We start from the raw sequence: 18,694 nt of genomic DNA, 5'->3' as shown, positions 1-18,694 counted from the left end.
ACTTTAATCTTTAGGAATAAATGGAAAACATAAAGACTTCTGATGTGTTGGATTGGGCTAAACAATTCTTGGCTAAGGCTGAAAGTGAATTAACACCCGAAGAAGTAAAGGAACAACAAAAGTTTGCTTCGCTGGTACAAACTCCTGCCAATAAAATTTTACTGTCGAAAATGTTGGACGAGTCGTCGCAGATTCGTAATAACAAAAAACTGGCAAAGCGCATGAAGTTGCTTATTGAGGAATATGGAGTTCCCGATTTTTTTGGTCCTCTTGATCAGGCAATGCTGAAGTTATTTACAAGTGTAGGCTATTTATTTAATGGTATATCTATACCCATCTTTAAGGACCGTCTTCGTCAAGAGACAAATAAAATAATTATAGGAGAAGAGCGTCCCGAACTAACCAAGCATTTAGGACATAGATGGCAAAGCCATATAGGACAGAATGTAAACTTATTGGGAGAAGTTGTTTTGGGAGATAGTGAAGCTAAGCATCGCTATGAGCATTATCTGGATGCATTGAAGGAACCGGATATTAATTATATATCTATAAAATTATCAGGTATCTATGCTCAAATCAAACCATTGAACTATGAGCAAAATAAGAAAGAACTTTGTGAGCTTGTTGCTAATATATACCAGCAAGCAATAGATTATCCATATACTACGCAAGAGGGCACTAAGAAAGCTAAGTTTGTAAATCTGGATATGGAGGAGTATAAGGATGCAGAGCTAACACTAGATGTGTTTGAGACGGTTTTGAATATGCCCCAGTTTAAGAATTATACAGGAGGAATAGTTGTGCAAGCCTATTTGCCTGATGCGCCACTCTATCATCAACGATTATTGAAGATGGCAAAGCAGCGAGTTGCAGAAGGTGGAGCACCTCTTAAAATGAGATTGGTAAAAGGTGCTAATCTTCAAATGGAAAGCATTATATCTTCGATGAAGGGATGGGCTAATCCCGTTTTGCCAACCAAAGTTGATGTTGATGCAAACTATTTGCATATTTTGGATATAGCTCTATTACCCGAAAATGCTAAGGTATTGCATGTTGGTGTGGCATCGCATAATTTTTTTACAATTGGATATGCATATCTATTGAGTGAAAAGAATAATGTAAAAGATTATATAACTTTTGAAATGCTCGAAGGTATGGCAAACCATCTGCCTCGTGTAATGAGAGGTTTAGGAAAGCAAATCATATTATATACACCGGTTGTAAAGAAAGAGCACTTCCTTAATGCTGTATCTTATTTGGTTAGACGCTTGGATGAGAATACAGGTAAGGACAATTTCTTGAGTTATTCGTTTAATTTAAAATTAGATAGTCCTCATTGGGATTTTTTAGCCAATCAATTTCTTGAAGCATATGAAAGAAAGGACAGCATGAAAGCAGAAGCTTTCAGAAAGCAAAATAGAACGGAGAAGCCTATTCCTGTAAAAGATATAAATGAGTTTCATAATGAAGCCGATACTGATTTAGATTTATCCGTTAATAGAGAATGGGCATTAGATAAATTGAAGAAGTGGGGCACTGAGATAAATGCCGATAATTACAAAATACCTGTTCAGATAGGAGATAAGGAAGTAACAACCGAAAGCCAGAAGAAGTATTACGATAGAAGTCGCAATGATGAAGTTTGTTTCTGTGAGGCTAGTTTATCATCATTAGAACAAGTAAAAGAGATTATTACAATTGCAGAATTAGATCAATCGGGTTGGAGAAAGACTAAATTAGAGAAGCGTAACGAAATCTTACATACAGTAGCCGATAATATATCGGCGAAGAGAGGTGATTTGATTGGATGTATGTCGGCAATTACGGGCAAAACGTTTATGGAAGGTGACGTAGAAGTTTCGGAAGCTATTGATTTTTGTCGATTCTATCCGATAACGATGAAGTCTTTCGAAAAATTGGATACTCTATCATATACACCGAAAGGTATTGTATTAGTTATTCCACCATGGAATTTTCCGTTAGCCATTCCCGTTGGAGGTGTTGCTGCAGCATTGGCAGGAGGTAATACGGTAATTTTAAAGCCTGCAACAGTAGCTTTACCTATTGCTTGGGAATTTGCCCAATGCTTCTGGGATGCAGGTGTACCTAAAGATGCGTTACAGGTAGTATGCACCGATGGAAGAGAGCCCTTGAATTATCTGACTGCTCATCCATCTATAAAGCATGTTATTCTTACGGGAGGTACTGATACTGCATTCCGTCTATTAGAGAACAGTCCTCGTACACCACTTTCTGCTGAAACAGGAGGAAAGAATGCAATTATACTTACAGGTAATGGTGATCAGGATCACGCTATTTTGAATGTTGTTTCGTCTGCATTTAGTAATGCAGGTCAAAAATGTTCGGCATGTTCGCTGTTGTTAGTGGATAAAGATATTTATAATGATGAGAATTTTAAATCTAAGCTAAAAGATGCTGTAAAGAGTCTTCATACAGGAAGCGTTTGGAATCCAGGTAATATAGTAGGTCCCATGATTACTAATGATAATGATAAATTGTTGCATGCAATTGATAATCTGGAAGCGGGTGAGTCGTGGTTAGTGGCTCCCGAATTTGTAGATGATAAGAAATACATTCTAAAACCTACTGTTAAGTGGGGAGTAAAACCAACCAGTTATACGTTTAAGACCGAATTGTTTGCTCCCTTATTGGCTGTTGTGTGTATAGATGATTTGAAACAGGGAATTGATTATGTAAACTCTTCGGAATACGGACTGACTTCCGGTCTTCAAAGTTTGGATGAGAACGAGCAAGAACTTTGGAAGAATACTCTTGAGGCCGGTAATTTATATATAAATAGAGGCATTACGGGCGCTATCGTTAATCGTCAACCTTTTGGAGGGATGAAACGTTCTGCTTTTGGCGGAGGCATCAAAGCGGGAGGAGTAAATTATGTATCTTGTTTCGTTGAGTGTACCGAAAAAGAAAATGTAACTGCTGAATCGTCTAATTCTCCTTTAAGTGAGCTTGTTACAGATGAGAAGTCGAAAGCCCGATTAGATTTTGCTACTGTTAATTATAGAAAAGTATGGCGTGAAGAGTTCTTCGAAGAACGCGATGTAAACCATATTTATGGTGAGTCTAATATATTTCGTTACTTACCTTTACGAAAAGTAGTTCTTCGTATTCAGCCAAATGATAATTTGTGTGATGTGTTGTTAAGTTTATTAGCTGCTTCTACTGCAAAGACTCACTTGTTTGTAAGTATTGATGCTGATAACAATAAATTGAAGGCATTAGAGAAAGCTGTTTCAATAATTAAAGGTATAGATATAGTTATCCAAAACGAAGAGCAATTTATAGCTGATATGGATAAGTATGAGCGTGTAAGAACTTGTACGGCTAATCTGTCGGATGCTATATTTGCTAAAGCGGCTAAATTAGGAAAGCATATTGCTACAAACAAACCTTTAATTGAAGGTCGATTAGAATTACTTCACTATATGAAAGAGCAAAGTATTGCTTTTGAATACCATCGTTATGGTAGTATATTCGATGAGCACAAATAATTAGTGTAATATATATAACAAAAAAAGGACTCAATATTGAGTCCTTTTTTATATCTGGTAATATAGTTATTAGCTATTTATCAATGAGAATAGTTCTTCAGCAGCTTCGCGAGGACCGTCTTTGCTACGTCCGTCGATAGCTAGCGATGTATGTATCTCTCCGATTTGCACACCGTTATCTTTCATGTCTTTGAAGTATTGACGTACTAGTACTTCAGTTTCAGCACGTTCTTGTACTGGTCCGAATGGATTTGCGAAGTATGACTTTACTAGACCTTTTTCAGTAGTTGTTCCTTTAGCTTTACGAGCACCATCTTCGAAGATACCAATTGCTTTAGCCAAATCATCGTGGAATACGATTTTTTGTTCAACATCTTCGTAGTTATTAGCATATAGCATAATATCTACTTTATATCCTTTAGATATTATTTCGTATGTTGAAATAGGAATAGTTACACGAGCATTGATTTTGTCAGGATTGGTATAAATACCTCTATCTAACTGCTCATAAGCATAAGCAGGGTCAAGGTCATCGATACGAACAAAAGCTCCGATCTCAGTACCATATCCTTTGATTGAACCATCAGCTTCTTTGTTAAGGAATCCCATGTCATCGAATATTACACGCATGTGGCGAATGTAATTTTCGTTAAGACTACGGAAGGCTTCCAGGCTTTCAGATTTACCTGCACCGCTATCACCCATAATGATGATATTAGATTCGTTTCCGTTTTTCAATACAATGTTTACCATTGCACCATGAATAGGTAATCTGTTGAATTCTATTTGTTTTACATTGTGAAGTGTTAATAACATCTTCTTCATGTATCCGAAATAATCGATATCGTCGCAATAGTTTGCATATCCAATCAAGATATCGTTCTTCTTATCTTTGTAATAGAATGTTCTTTTTTCTTCGTGTCCGTCAGGATATCCGAATACATAGATAATATCTGGTTTCTTACCAATATATTCGCTTTCTTTTGCAAGTTCGAATAGATTTGAAAGACCAATACCATGTGCCATGAAATCTTTGTGGAAATATACGAATGTAAGCATGATACCTACTTTTGCAGGGAATACAAACCAATCGTCTTCGTTGAGAACAATGTTTTCAAGAGGATTTTGGTGATGTTCCTGAAAAATACCGTCACGAGTATTACGTTTTGTATATGTAATAAATGGAGGTCGTATTACAACTGTACTGATAAATGGTATAGCTGATAGTCCTTTGTATTCAATAGGACAGTTCCAATTAACATCATTAAGAGTTAATGAAGCTGTTGCTCCTACTGTTTTTTGACGATATACTCTTTGTTCGAATCCGTTCACGGTTTCAGTGATTCTGCGTGCAGTTGTAAGTACAAGGTCGTTGAATAAATCATTGGCTTGAATAAATCTTACATTTTGAAGACCGTCACCTAAACTTGAATTACGTACAATTGAGTATCTTTCAAGATTTTTCCAGAATTGAATCAATAGATCAATAAGTTCGATAAATAAATCTTTATCTGCAAAGAAAGCGCTGTACTTATTGTCTACTTCTATTACTTCTTCTATTTTGAAAACAGTCAATAATTTAAAAGATTCAATTAGAGATTCAACTAGATCCTCATCAAGTTTGAAACTTTTAATATAGTGATCGTATATGATAGGATCATCCTTCTTTATTTTTTGGATAAATGCTTCTACTACGCGTTTAAAACCATAGCTACTAAGTAACTTTTGTTTAGTGTCGCAATATTTTAGAGTGAAATTTATCATCGCTTTATCACGCGATAGGGTGAATTCATGTAGCATATCTTCTCTTACTCTTTGATTATTAATATTTGTAATTTGATATCTTTTTGTTTAGCGTAGCAAGCAAAGTTAAAAAATAATTCAGACTAATTGTGATAAACAGAGTATTTATCTTTTCGTGATTCTGTTAAAAAAGCTTTCTTTTATTATTTTTTATGAGTGATTGATGTAAACTATTAAGTCTCATAGACTGTTTATATAGTACTAATTTCTTCATACTAAAAAGAATAAAATTATGAGCTCAAAAATTGAACAAATTTTAGGTGATTCTGCATCTTATCTTTTGAACCACACTAGTAAAACAATCGACAAATCGCTTATTCATGTGCCGACTTCGTCGCTGATCGATAATCTTTGGATAGATTCTGATCGGAATATTCAAACATTGAATAGTTTTCAAACGTTATTGGGGCATGGTCGTTTAGCTAACACAGGTTATTTATCTATTTTACCGATAGACCAAGGTATTGAACATACAGCAGGTGCTTCATTTGCTCCTAATCCGATGTACTTCGATTCGGAGAATATAGTGAAGCTGGCAATCGAAGGAGGTTGTAATGCTGTTGCTTCTACATTTGGAGTATTGGGATCGGTTGCACGTAAATATGCACATAAGATTCCTTTTGTTGTAAAAATAAATCATAATGAGTTATTGTCATATCCTACAACATACGATCAGGTTTTGTTCGGAACAGTTAAAGAGGCATGGAATATGGGAGCTGTAGCAGTTGGTGCTACCATCTATTTTGGCTCCGAAGAAAGCCGTAGGCAATTGGTGGATATTGCAAAAGCTTTTGAATATGCTCACGAGTTGGGTATGGTTACTATTCTTTGGTGTTATTTGCGTAATCCAGCTTTCACTAAAGATGGTGTTGATTATTCTGCTGCAGCCGATATGACTGGTCAGGCAAATCATTTAGGAGTAACTATAAAGGCAGATATTATAAAACAAAAACTACCTACTAATAATGGTGGCTTTACAACTATTAAATTTAGTAAGACCGATCCTAAGATGTATTCGGAGTTGACTACCGATCATCCGATCGATTTGTGCCGTTATCAGGTTGCCAATGGATACATGGGGCGTGTGGGCTTAATTAATTCGGGTGGAGAGTCTCATGGGGCTTCAGATTTAAAAGAAGCTATCTATACAGCTGTAGTAAATAAACGTGCTGGAGGTATGGGGTTGATTTGCGGTCGTAAAGCATTCCAGAAACCAATGAAAGAAGGCATCGAACTATTAAATAGCATTCAGGATGTTTATCTAGATAAGAGTATAACTATTGCTTAAGGTTGCAGATCTTGTTATATTAGATACATTTAAATAACTAGATTTTGAATCTACATAAAAAGAAGAGAGGTTATTCATTGCGAATAACCTCTCTTCTTATATATATTCTTTATGTTTGTTTATAGGGATGCTGTATATGATGATAAAATATTGCTTTGAGCCAGATATTTGTGGTCATCGGCATAAATGTAAAGCAGAGTTCCTCCTTTTATTGTATTGATAATTGGTTTACTTAGTGCCTGAGGTAGTGCAGGGCATCCTTGGCTGCGGCCAAGTCGTCCCGAAGCTATAACCGATGGGTTAGAGTAGGGGGCGCCATGAATAACAATAGCACGCTCTTTAGCCCGATCATTGATACCTCTTTCGAGACCATTTAAAACGAGAGAATAGCCGTTTTTACCTTCGTATGTACTTTCTGTCAAATAGAAGCCTAAAGAGCTTTTATAAGAGCCGTTCTCGTTAGAAAACGAAGTGGCATAGTTTTCGCCACTATTTCTGCCATGTGACACAAGAGAAGAATAAAGCAATTTTTTCTGTTTCATATCCAAAACATACAAACGTTCCTCTGTTGAGGGTTTTGTAAAATCGATTAGAGTGATAATATCTCTGTTTTTCTCTTGAACTTTGTTGTAACCGATAAATGCTTGCTCAAAGGCAGCATAATTAACGATGTTTTCTAAATGCATATCAGTATAAAGTTTTTCACATTCAGAAGTTGCAGAAGCAAGTAATACGGGATCTTTATGATTAGTGACTGAATAGCCCACTGGTAGAAAGAACATTAAAATGTAAATTATAACTTTTTGCATAAATAAGATAATAAGTATAGTAAAATATTACTGCTTTATTTAATTGCAGGGTTTAATATTAGTCTTTGACCTTAGCGCCCACAAAGTTACATCTTTTAAATGAGAATAAAAGTTAAGTTTTTTCAATCAAAAATAAAAACTAGAGTTTGTTCTGTCGGAGCCCAGTCATAAATGAATTTAGCATGAGATGTAGCATTACGTACACACATATGCGAACGGGGGGTAGTTCCTAGTGATGGGCTAAACTCTATAATCTTTGTACTTGGAGCGTTTACAGGAATACCATGTATGTAGCCTCCATTGGAGAAGCGGCTGGCGTAAGGAGCAAAGCCTCCTGTTTCTTGCGACCCATCTACAAGATAAACCATTTTAGACTTTTTTTCTTGAATCACAAATATTCCTTTTGGTGTTTCCTGCATATGAGGAGGTTTGTGTAAACCAGTGGTAGCAGGATTCATACTTCTGACAAGCCATTTAGAATCTACTTTTTCCAGTGTAGCTATGTTCTGATTTGTCAAATCTATAAAGATTGCTTTTCTGAATATTATTGTATCGTTTATGGCTTTGATATATTTTTGAGGTACAAGCCATTCTCCTTTCATATCAACAGTTGTGATCTTCACTAATCTTGAAGAATCATTATTGATTAGCTTTACCAACGATCCGTCTCTTCCATATATTTCAGCAACAGTAGAGTCGGTAGGTAAGAATAAAGGCACCGATTGATATCTTTCAACTCCCAATGTATCCGAAATACGTTTGTATGAATCTCTTTTATATACCTTAACGAGTGGAGCTTCACCATTCTTGTTTTTATAGTTTTGTAAAATAGCCCACGAAGCGGGTACTGCCTCTATCGAATCGAGCAGAGCCAATCGTTTACGTATTTTATTCCATTGAAATACTCTTACAGTATCTTTATATGGATATGTATCTTCTAATGTGTGGTCATCATAAAGAAATGCTTTTTCTATTTCTATTTTTTCTGGATCAAAACTGATAGGTTCAGGTTTCTCTGCTACGACAGAATCCTCTGCCTGAGTATTAAGAGGCGCTTCTTGTTGAGTCTTTTGATTGCAAGAGTTTAAAGTCACGAGACCGATGATTAATAGTAATGTGGCTTTTTTCATTATACTGTCAATATATTTGTTTTTTTGTAAATCGCTATCTTATTTTAGCTGTTTAACTATACAAACAAAGCAAGGAATGTTATTGTTCCCTTAAAACTGCAATATAGTTAAAAATGTGAATTTTTGCTAACGGATGTAGAAGAAAAGCCAAGAAAGGAGTTTGATTGATAGTAGTTTCCTTTCTTGGCTTCGTGGTATATGAAAAATGAAGAACGTCAGAGCGAAATGGTATATTCTCCCTCGTAAAAGAAGTTACCGTTAATTATTTGTTTTGTTTTATCGGGCATATTAATGCTTATTTCATATAACCCTTCGAGGGCAATAATTCTATTGATATGCGATTTGTAATTGGCTTTTTTTATGACTACTTTACCTGTTACTTCTTTGTTTTTGATGTTTTTTTCCGAATCCGTAAAATGTCCATTCAGAATACTGAAAGTTCCAACATCATTGGTCTTATCCATCTTTTCCCACTTAAGTTGTATTTGTCTGTTTTTCTCTTGACCGCAGAAATTATATATTATTGATGGAGATGTTAATGATACGGTGATTTCTATATCTATATTCTCTTTTAAGAGAAAAGATTTCCCTTCTACGGTATATTTAAAGTAATTATTGTTCTCGTTATTCTCATTAAGTTTCAAACTGTTTTGACATGATACATTGTGTGTGTAAAATATGATAAAAAGAATAACTAGTATAGTTCTCATAATTGTTTAAAGTTTGTCTTTAGTTATTGTTTTACATACTATATATAAGAAAATATATACATGAAATAGTACTGTTGTTTTGCTATTTTTGTAAGTTTTGATTGTTTTCAATAGTGGGCTTGTATCTATCCTTATAATATTATAGAATACAAATTTACCGTATTTAGAGGAGGTGTCAATTCTTAAAAAATGGATAACTATTCACAATATTGATATATTTAAATAGCTTTTGAAGTTGTGTTCGAAAAAGGGAAGAAATAAAAAGAGCTTATCTGGATGACAAGCTCTTTTTATGATTAAAATAGTGTAGAGTTTTATTGTAATATTTCTATACCTATTTTAGGTAGGTATTCTTTCCTAAAAGAATGTTATAAGGCTATAAGCCGGTTTATTCGTCTGATATCTGTTCAAATATTTCTTTCTCTGGATTCCATTCAAAATCGAGTCCTCTGCGAAAAGCAAGTATGTCTTTCACCTGAGGTTTCCATTCTACTACAACAGATAAATCTTGAGTTATAGTATTAACAGGATTATCCAGATAATCTTCGTCTTCATCACCATATAAGAAACGCCATCCGCTATCAATCTTTATTTCTGAATTTTCGCGGTAGCAATATCCGATATAATCATTATCGAGTGCTCTTTGAGTGACAAATGCATACTTCTGCATGTCTGTATAATCTTTTATTGAGGGATCATCCCAATTCTCATCATTCTGCATAGGTCGGGTTTTATATTATAAATATGTTATGATTGTTATTTGAATTATTCAAAATTGAATGTTAATGTTATCATTCTCGATTTAGCCGAATTAAGAGCTCTTGTGTAAATCAAAAGCTTCTCATCAGTAAGGTCTGAGCGGTCTTTTTCCAGTATATCCTTTAAACCAAATGAGAATCTTAGCTCAGGACTAAGTTTGAATAAAGGAAAATATAGATTACAGCCTAGCCCTATTTCTATACCATAATCTACGTTATTAAGTTTTATAACAGGTTCTTTCTGTCCTCCGATTTGTGTATTGATAAAGCCTCCTGCTAGCACGTAGGGACGGATATTATTTAAACGCTCAGAACTGAATCGCATATGTATAGGCAGTGAGAGGTAGTTGTTCTTTATACTCGTCTCAAAGTTTTCATGCTTACCGTTCTGCTCACTAAATATAAATCGTTTTTCTCCAAAATTCAAAGTTGGTATAACTCTTAGATTCATATATTGATTGATGTATCGATCGGCAATAATACCCACACTAAGCCCGGGAGAGTAGGAGGGAATTTCGGAAAACCAGACACTATTATCGGGGTTGACGAATCCTGTATGAGATAAAATCAAGTCCTGTGTACTTAATCCAAGAGTAAAACCTAAGTGAAATAGTTTTTGGTCGGCATATGGTTGGTTTTTTACCTTTTGCTTCTGAGCAAAAAGGTTATTTCCATAAGTGATTAACAGACAGATAAGGATTATATATTTATTGCAATTTCTCAAAATAATATACTTTTAGGTAAATGTCATATCAAGATGATGACTGCATCTTGAGTGTTTTGACTTTGGATCGGTAAAATTAAGCAGAAAATATAAATAATCACTTTTTTTAGGATCAATTATTTATATTGTTGTTAATAAGTGTTTTAAGATAGATTGGGGATTGTCGATATCAATAAAAGGTGTAAAGTATTTGTATAATCTCGCAGATTGGTGTTTGAATAGAAAAAAAAAGGCTATATCTTTGTTAGGTCATATAGAAAAGTAAGTATTAACTATAAAAGTATTGAAGTCATGGCTTATGTAATTAACGAAGATTGTATTGCATGCGGTACATGTATTGATGAGTGTCCTGTAACTGCAATTTCAGAAGGAGAGATCTATGTAATCGATCCTGATACATGTACAGATTGTGGCACTTGTGCTGATGTATGTCCAACAAGCGCAATCAGTCCAGCATAATTTGCTGAAGAAGAAGTATAAAAGGACTACATTGTAGTCCTTTTTTATTTAGATATAAGTATAAGGCTTTGTAAATATTTACTATTCTTTAAAGATAAAAACAACCAAGGTCTGTGACCTTAATTTAAAAATAAGAAATGAGTTTAATTGAAGATTTGAACTGGCGGTATGCTTGCAAAAGAATGAATGGCAAGACTGTTGAACAAGATAAGATAGATACTATACTTGATGCTATACGTTTAGCTCCTACTTCTATGGGGATGCAAATATTTAAGGTATCGGTAATTACAGATCCTAAAATAAAAAATCAGATTTTAGAAGAGGCTGCTCCAAGACAAATGATGATAAAAGGTTGCTCTCATCTTTTGGTATTTTCGGCTTATACTAAGCTTACTCAAGAAGATGTGAACGAATATATTGATCATTTGGGTGAAGTAAGAAATATAACGGGTGCAAGATTAGAAGAATACAGAACCAAATGGAGTTTCTTGCTAGGTATGTCTGAGCAGGAAATATTCGAATGGTCGGCTCGTCAAACCTATATAGTTATGGCATATGCGTCTATTGCAGCAGCTTCGTTGAGAGTTGATTCAACTCCTGTTGAGGGCTTTAATGCTTCAATAGTTGATGAGATACTTGGCTTACCAGAGAAAAATTTAAGATCGACACTTCTATTTCCTCTTGGTTTTAGAGATAGTAACGAAGACCATTTGGCTGATACGCCTAAAGTAAGGAAAGATATTAAAGATCTATTTATTTTCTGAGTATATAAATAATAGATTTATTATAGAATAAGAAAAAGCCGAAATATTATTATTTCGGCTTTTGTTTTTAGTATGTTGTGCTATTTTAAAATTGTTTGACACCAAATTGATTTACTTCAAAAAAGCATCTTGAACGGGTAGTCCTCTCCATACCTGAGGTTGCTTTAATCCTAATATCTTGGCAATGGTTGAGGCAGCATCATATACAATTGTAGAGTCTGTAATTTTATGATTTTTCTTGATACCTGCGCCACTAATAATGAAAGGTACTTGTACCTCTTGTAGAGTCTTACCTCCATGTCCTTTCTCTATACCACCATGATCTGCAAGAAGTATTATTACTGTTTCGTTGGCTATGCCTGCTTCATGTACAGCATTTATAATTTTGCCTACCCGTTGATCTACTATCTCTAATGTTGAATAATATTCGGGGGTATCGTGTCCTATTGAATGACCAACATGATCTGGTTCATCGAAATGAATAAAGAGAAAGTCTGGCTTTTCTTTCATTATAATTGAGGCAGCTGTGTCTGCAGAAAGGTTCTCATTCGATTGGGTAGGAGCTACAATATCAATAATATCTTTTTCGACCAGATATTCGATACCTTCCCAACTATATACTACTGCCATTTTACTATTGGGTTTCTGCTCTCTTAATATTGTAAATATAGAAGGGAATTTTCCGTATTTGCTAACCGTAACCGATGGTATTTCGGGAGTTTTACTTCCCCATTCCGTATATCCGTGGAATGTAGGACCTGCACCCATTAATATTGAAGCCCAGTTTACGGCACTCGAAGATGGTAATACCGTTCTCATTTCAAGAGTCATAGATCCATTCTGAGCAAGTTTCTTGATGTTTGGGATATTTGCTTTCTCGAAAGCATAACCACCAAAGCCATCACAACCGATTAATACTACATGTTTTGCTTTGTTGGCTGCATTTATTTGAAATGCGACGAAGAATAAGATTAAGAATAATAATTTGTTTTTCATCTCTAATAATATTGGTTAATATAAAATAAGGTTCAAATGATAGGAGCAAATTTAAGGTAAGGCGAGATTAATATCGCTATATTTTGAACTCTATAGACTTTGACTAATTAGAAGATAGGTGTTTGAGAAAAACAAATGTATCGAAAATTTACTAAAAGAGAAGGCAGCCGTTAAGCTGACTTCTCTTTTTTAAAGAAAAATATTATTTCTTCACATCACCTATTGGGAGGTAGTATGTTGTAGTTGTTGGGGTATAGATACCAAGTGTAATGCAATTAAGCAATCCATCAACAAAAGTCCAACTGGTTTCTGTCGTATAGTCTTTTCTGTCTCCAACATATTCTTTAGCAACTTGTGTTTCTCCTAAAGGAAGTAATCCCCACAACAAAAAATGATTCTTTTGAGAATTCACTTTTAGAGTTGGCTCTGTTATTGTCATATTACCATTAGCTACTCTTGATGTGTAGCATGAAGTCATAAGCACGCAGATAAGTGCCATTAGGCAGAATTTAATTCTACTAGTTTTCATAAATGAAATTTTTAAATTAGTGTAATTTTAGTTAATAAGTCGCCAAATGTATATATAAATATCCATATTCCTTTTATTGTGTCTTAATGAAAATTAGATTAATTACATTTTGTTTTATTTGATCTTTGGCTTCGAATAAACCATAGCTTAAAATCTGTTTTGAACTGATTTATCTCATCTATCATATTTTTATTAACTTTGATATAGAGAATCAATTATATTTCAATGCAGAAAAAGAGAATACTCATATTCAATGATTGCTTTTATATGGGGGGGACAGAGATTCTCCTTGTTAATTTATTGAATCATTTAGTAGAGAAGGAGTGTGCTGTAACTTTATTATTGCCCAACCCTTCCGAAAAGAATACATTATTGAGTAGAGTTTCTTCAAAAGTGCCTGTCAAATATATTTTCCCAAACGAACTTACAGGTATAAAGAAACTTATTTATAAGAATATACTTATTTTTTATCCACGGCTATATGCTAAGTTGGTAGGTTTTAAAGAAGATGATTATGATGAAGTTGTTTGCTTCAAAGATGGCTTCTATTCTATACTATTCAGTAAACTGAAATTGCCTAAATATCTTTGGATACAGAATCACCCTTTTGAAAGGGATTATAGTAGTCATAATTTAAAAGAATGGCTTTCGTATACTCTAAATAGATTTCAGATTAATCGTATGAACCGTTCATTTGATCGATTTGATGAGGTTATATGTGTATCCGATTCATCAAGGAGAAGCTATATAAATCTTTATCACGGAGGAAAGGCCAAAAGAGAGATAAGAGTCTTGTATAATGCATTAGATTTATCGAGTATTGTTGATAGAGCACAAGAGCCTGTTGATTTACCTGCGTTTACAGGGGTCAGTTTTATAGTAGTTATTCGTTTGTCTTATGAGAAAACAGTAGATCGTATTATCTTAGCTTCAGATCGATTAAAAAATGAAAGTTATGATTTTAATTTTCTGATTGTAGGAGATGGAGACGAATTTGATAAATTGCAGTCCATGATTTCTGAATATAAATTAGATGATCGGATTAAAATGTTGGGACGCGTAGCAAATCCTTTTCCCTACATGAAAAGAAGCGATTGGTTTCTTTGTCCTTCATCTCGTGAAAGTTTTGCATTGACTCTGCTTGAATCTACGGCTTTAGGTACTCCTGTTATTACTACGGATTGTGGAGGTCCTGAAGATGTAATAGAAAGAGGCAAATACGGAATACTCACCGAGAATAGTTCGGAGGGTGTTTACATGGGCATGAAGAAAGTGTTGGATGATCCTTCTTTACTTCCTTACTTTGTATCAAAAACCGATGAGTGCATGAAACGTTTCGATTATCAGAAATGGCTTAATGAAGTTGATCATATATTGAGAGTCTAAGAAACTCTTTAAACTTTTGTTATTGATTTTACCCCGTTCTTTTTCAAATAAAATTTACACCATTGATTGATGCCGCAAGCGTCACATTTCGGGCTTCTTGCTGTGCATACATACCTACCATGCAGTATAAGCCAATGATGAGCTATCGATAAAAGCTTATTAGGTATATGTTTTACCAATTCTCGTTCTGTTTCTAACGGTGTTTTAGAGTTATTAGTTAAACCAATTCTATTGGAAACTCTAAATACATGCGTATCTACTGCCATAGCAGGCTTGTCGAAAGCTACAGACAATATAACATTGGCTGTTTTGCGTCCTACTCCCGGTATTGACTCTAACTCGGATAGAGTACTAGGTATTTTTCCTCCAAATTCGGAAGTTAACTTTTTAGCCATACCGAGAAGGTTCTTCGCCTTATTATTCGGATATGATACACTTTTTATATATTCGTATATTTCTTCCTGAGAGCTTTCTGCCATAACTTCAGGGGTAGGGAAGGCTTCGAATAAAGGAGGCGTTATAATGTTTATTCTCTTATCGGTACATTGGGCTGAAAGTATAACAGCTATTAATAGTTGGTAGTGGTTATCGTAATGTAATTCGGTTTCGGCAACAGGCATGTTTTTTTGAAACCAAGCTATAATATTTTCGTATCGTTCCTTTTTAGTTATCATCTTCATCTCTTTAAAGTTGTATTGTCAGTGTCACAAATTAGTGGGTTCTGTTTGAACCTTCTTTTATGATCGTATTACAAAAATAGTAAATATTCGTAAGACATTAATAAAAAAGAAGAGAGGCTGTCCAATTTAGACAGCCTCTCTTTATATTAAAATAGGGTTATTCTTTAATTAGAAGAATTTTACTCTATTATCTACTACATTCATTTTGTTTTTCAGTGCAGGCATTGCTTGAGACATTACTCTGTACATATTTTGACTGTTTGTAGTTTGTTTGAATGATTCCAAATTAAAGTCTTTACTTTGATCTGCCTTGTTCACTACAGTGATAGCTAGAACACCATTGTCGCCTTTTACAGGAGCTTCAAGTTTATTTACAGTACCTAACTCCGAATATACATTTAGAGCTGATTCTCTACCGATACCTTGAATGTTTGGTGTATTGAAAGTTACAAACTTAACTGTGTCAACTTTAGTTCCTATTGCTTCAGCATATCCATCAAGAGACGATATGTTTTTGGCTTTAAGATCAGCAATCATTTTCTCAGCTTTCTTATCTTTAATCAATTCAGCTTTCAAGCCTTCTTCAACCTCTGATACAGGAAGGAATCCTTGAGCAATTCTTGAATCAATAAGAGCTACAATTTTATAATCTGCAAGATCAAATTTCTTAACTGAACCAACTTTCTCGTTGAATGCCCAAGTTATAACTTGGCGTGACCCATTGATTTGGTTGATATTAGGGAATGATCCTGAAATTAGAGAATTTGCAACAACGTCATATCCTTTTTCTTTTGCAGCTTTTACAAAGTCTTTAGGGTTTCCGCTTTCTGTTACGAATTGTCCTAGCTCATTATCCAAAGTGATAAGAGTTTGATCGCTTACCGATACTGGCATTTGAACTAGAGCTAATTTATATTTTGTTACAAGTTGAGTCTTTTGTTCAACTTTGATGATTTGGATTTGTCCTTGCAAGTTCAATTTAGTTATTTCGCCAACAGGAGTTTTGAAAGAAGCATCTACAAACTCTTTTCCTGCTGATGACAATTGAGCTTCAGTAACCCATCCTACTTCTCCTCCGTTTGATTGAGGGAATATTTCGTTTGCTACTACATCAAAAGCTTTACCTTGTTTGATAACATTGATAATACTGTCTGCTCTGTTATTAGCTACTAATTTATCAGCTCCTTCAGGAATTATTATCATACTTAGTTTCACAGAGTCTGGTGCCGCTGTACGATCGATAAGCTTATATATTCTGAAAGCTTCGTTATCGCGTATTGGTCCATAAATATCACCAATTGAAGCAGCTTTTACAAACGTAGCCTCTTCTGCTGATAGGTTCTTTTCAGAGAAAAATACATCTTGAAATGGTACTTCAGAATAATCTGCAACAACTAATGCAGGATTAGTAGCTTCAGCCAATTTCTCACGAGCAATGTTAGCTTCTTTTTCTACTTCAGCAAAATCACTTTCGCTAGGAACGATTTGTTTAGTGAAATAAGATACTTTTCTTAACTCTTCGAAAGTCTTGAAATTGTTTTTACGATCGTTGTATAATTTCTCAATTTCTTTGTCAGTAACTGTTACAGTAGAATCAGGTATAGATGAGTATCTGTTGATAACATATGCTATGTCTGATGTTGATTTAGAAGCATCACTATTAGCTTTAGCTTCTGTGTCATTTACCATAATGGTACCTGCAAGCAGAATATTATACTTTTCTTCTAAGCGTTGGTATTTAACCATGTTCTGAATAGTTTCCCAAACAGATTTTAGGTTTTCCAATTGAGCTTGCTGATCTAGAGGCACAGTTTTAGCATCTGTACTTACCAATGTTACAAATTGAGTAAGTGCTGCTTGGCTGAATTGTCCTGTTTGAGGATCAGTGAAGACTGGTATTTGACGTAATACTGGAGAAATATTTGCTCCAAATATTAAATCGTGTAACTCTCCTTCCGAAACAGTTAAGCCTAAGCTTTTAGTTTGTTCATTAAGCATAAGTTCTTTTACCATCTGCTCGTAAACAAATTCTCTGATTTGCGAATTAGTGTTCTCATCCAAAGATGTTTGTCCACTAATTATTTTTTGGAAGTTCTCGAAGTCAGTCACTCTTTTATGATAATCTCCGGTTGAAACAACCTCTCCATCTACAGTGAAAGCTTTATCTCTCTGTTTGTTGATGAATGATGTTAATTCATTCCATGGAAAAATAAAAGCCAACAGCGCAACGGCAATTACACCGATAAGCAATCCGGCTTTATTTCTAATTTTCTGTAATGCAGCCATTTAAACGAACTATTAAATTTTTATTATTATTGTGATTTATTCTTTTAAATAATTTTAGCGAGCGAAGATAGTAATTTTAGCTTGAAAATCAGTTTAAATAGCAAAAAATGTGAGTCTTTATAAGGCTTCGATTGATATTTGTCATTTATCTGCTAATATTAGATTTTAGTATAGCTTATTATTTGCTAACTGGTTTGTAAATATACAGGTATTAGAGTCTTGGTTTATATATTTACTCACAAAACATCAAGAGCCTAATTTTGTGGATCTTGATTCTGATTTTCTTTTTCCTCAACATAAATATATGTATCGCGTGGTTTGAATATGCGATATTGGGTCATATTCATATTCGACTCAAAGCCTATTCCTTTAAGCATAAGCTTCTCAGGTCTATTTATTTCTATATATTTATCTGAATAAAACCTTTGTTCTTTTTGATCCCAGAAAAGCTCGTCGGTGCTGAATGTTTCATTATTTATATTTTCAATAAATACATTCCCTTTCAGTTTCCAGAGCTTTTTGAGAGTAAAGTTCCAAGCAGTATCTGCTTTTAAGGTTACTTCTTTTTGAAAAAGAGTGTCAAATTGCTCTACATATATTCCTTCTGGAAAATACCAATGTGGGTCTTTTGCATTTTCGAAAGATTCCCAATCTTTTGTAATAAGTTTATATTTAATTAGCCCTGAATCGGAAATTAGCATTGTAACGCTATCATCTTGCATGCTAGGCATTGTTTCTCTATCCAGAGGTGCATTAATATATTCTTTTTTATCATTGTTACATGACATAAAAAAAGAAAGTATTAGGATAGCCAATAATGGCAATATCCTAATACCTTGTTT

16 protein-coding genes are annotated in these 18,694 nt (G+C 34.3%); 5 read left to right on the top strand and 11 right to left on the bottom strand.

What is annotated here, in order from left to right; all coding sequences use genetic code 11:
- Positions 1-20 precede the first annotated feature (20 nt).
- The gene (locus tag HGC4_RS13060) at positions 21-3,530 is read left to right on the top strand and encodes a bifunctional proline dehydrogenase/L-glutamate gamma-semialdehyde dehydrogenase (RefSeq protein WP_050710581.1); all 3,510 of its coding nucleotides are present in this window, start codon (positions 21-23) and stop codon (positions 3,528-3,530) included.
- Between the two features lie 69 nt (positions 3,531-3,599).
- On the opposite strand, the gene HGC4_RS13055 is transcribed toward HGC4_RS13060, so the two are convergent.
- On the bottom strand, positions 3,600-5,330 hold the full coding sequence (locus HGC4_RS13055) for a phosphoenolpyruvate carboxykinase (ATP) (protein WP_050710580.1): 1,731 nt from the start codon (positions 5,328-5,330) through the stop codon (positions 3,600-3,602).
- A gap of 235 nt (positions 5,331-5,565) precedes the next feature.
- Here HGC4_RS13055 and HGC4_RS13050 point away from each other — a divergent pair, with 235 nt between their 5' ends.
- Positions 5,566-6,621: a class I fructose-bisphosphate aldolase gene (locus tag HGC4_RS13050; RefSeq protein WP_050710579.1), complete on the top strand. Its 1,056-nt coding sequence runs from the start codon at positions 5,566-5,568 to the stop codon at positions 6,619-6,621.
- Between the two features lie 119 nt (positions 6,622-6,740).
- Here HGC4_RS13050 and HGC4_RS13045 read toward each other — a convergent pair whose 3' ends face one another.
- From HGC4_RS13045 to HGC4_RS13025, 5 genes are all read right to left on the bottom strand, one after another.
- Entirely contained in the window at positions 6,741-7,430 is a 690-nt protein-coding gene (locus HGC4_RS13045) for a murein L,D-transpeptidase catalytic domain family protein (protein WP_050710578.1), read from the bottom strand.
- Between the two features lie 122 nt (positions 7,431-7,552).
- On the bottom strand, positions 7,553-8,560 hold the full coding sequence (locus tag HGC4_RS13040; protein ID WP_050710577.1) for a L,D-transpeptidase: 1,008 nt from the start codon (positions 8,558-8,560) through the stop codon (positions 7,553-7,555).
- 215 nt (positions 8,561-8,775) lie between these two features.
- Positions 8,776-9,270, bottom strand: a complete 495-nt coding sequence (locus HGC4_RS13035) for a hypothetical protein (protein ID WP_050710576.1) — start codon at positions 9,268-9,270, stop codon at positions 8,776-8,778.
- Between the two features lie 388 nt (positions 9,271-9,658).
- Positions 9,659-9,991, bottom strand: coding sequence for an immunity protein Imm33 domain-containing protein (locus HGC4_RS13030; protein WP_050710575.1), 333 nt, complete (start codon positions 9,989-9,991; stop codon positions 9,659-9,661).
- Between the two features lie 44 nt (positions 9,992-10,035).
- Positions 10,036-10,752, bottom strand: a complete 717-nt coding sequence (locus HGC4_RS13025; RefSeq protein WP_082204179.1) for a type IX secretion/gliding motility protein PorT/SprT — start codon at positions 10,750-10,752, stop codon at positions 10,036-10,038.
- Between the two features lie 291 nt (positions 10,753-11,043).
- Here HGC4_RS13025 and HGC4_RS13020 point away from each other — a divergent pair, with 291 nt between their 5' ends.
- A complete protein-coding gene (locus tag HGC4_RS13020) occupies positions 11,044-11,211 on the top strand; it encodes a DUF362 domain-containing protein (protein WP_050710574.1) in 168 nt (55 codons plus the stop codon).
- Between the two features lie 137 nt (positions 11,212-11,348).
- Positions 11,349-11,975 carry a nitroreductase family protein gene (locus tag HGC4_RS13015; protein ID WP_050710573.1) on the top strand — a complete coding sequence of 209 codons (627 nt, stop codon included), beginning with the start codon at positions 11,349-11,351 and terminating at the stop codon, positions 11,973-11,975.
- 111 nt (positions 11,976-12,086) lie between these two features.
- Here HGC4_RS13015 and HGC4_RS13010 read toward each other — a convergent pair whose 3' ends face one another.
- Positions 12,087-12,971 (bottom strand): alkaline phosphatase, encoded by an 885-nt coding sequence (locus HGC4_RS13010; protein ID WP_050710572.1) that lies wholly within the window; start codon positions 12,969-12,971, stop codon positions 12,087-12,089.
- Positions 12,972-13,173: 202 nt separating this feature from the next.
- Positions 13,174-13,500: a Bor/Iss family lipoprotein gene (locus HGC4_RS13005; protein WP_082204178.1), complete on the bottom strand. Its 327-nt coding sequence runs from the start codon at positions 13,498-13,500 to the stop codon at positions 13,174-13,176.
- Between the two features lie 225 nt (positions 13,501-13,725).
- Here HGC4_RS13005 and HGC4_RS13000 point away from each other — a divergent pair, with 225 nt between their 5' ends.
- Complete coding sequence (locus tag HGC4_RS13000) at positions 13,726-14,886, top strand: glycosyltransferase (protein ID WP_050710570.1); 1,161 nt, start codon at positions 13,726-13,728, stop codon at positions 14,884-14,886.
- An 8-nt stretch (positions 14,887-14,894) separates the two neighbouring features.
- Here HGC4_RS13000 and nth read toward each other — a convergent pair whose 3' ends face one another.
- From nth to lptC, 3 genes are all read right to left on the bottom strand, one after another.
- A complete protein-coding gene (nth, locus tag HGC4_RS12995; RefSeq protein WP_050710588.1) occupies positions 14,895-15,557 on the bottom strand; it encodes an endonuclease III in 663 nt (220 codons plus the stop codon).
- 177 nt (positions 15,558-15,734) lie between these two features.
- Positions 15,735-17,852 (bottom strand): peptidylprolyl isomerase, encoded by a 2,118-nt coding sequence (locus tag HGC4_RS12990; protein WP_050710569.1) that lies wholly within the window; start codon positions 17,850-17,852, stop codon positions 15,735-15,737.
- Between the two features lie 254 nt (positions 17,853-18,106).
- Positions 18,107-18,694 (bottom strand): LPS export ABC transporter periplasmic protein LptC (gene lptC, locus HGC4_RS12985; protein ID WP_157258284.1); only part of this gene is annotated, 588 nt, incomplete at its 5' end.

Source organism: Dysgonomonas sp. HGC4 (assembly GCF_001261715.1).
In the GTDB taxonomy this organism is placed as follows: domain Bacteria; phylum Bacteroidota; class Bacteroidia; order Bacteroidales; family Dysgonomonadaceae; genus Dysgonomonas_A.
Note: the sequence above shows the minus strand (reverse complement) of the source record. Positions and strands in the feature narration are given on the sequence as shown.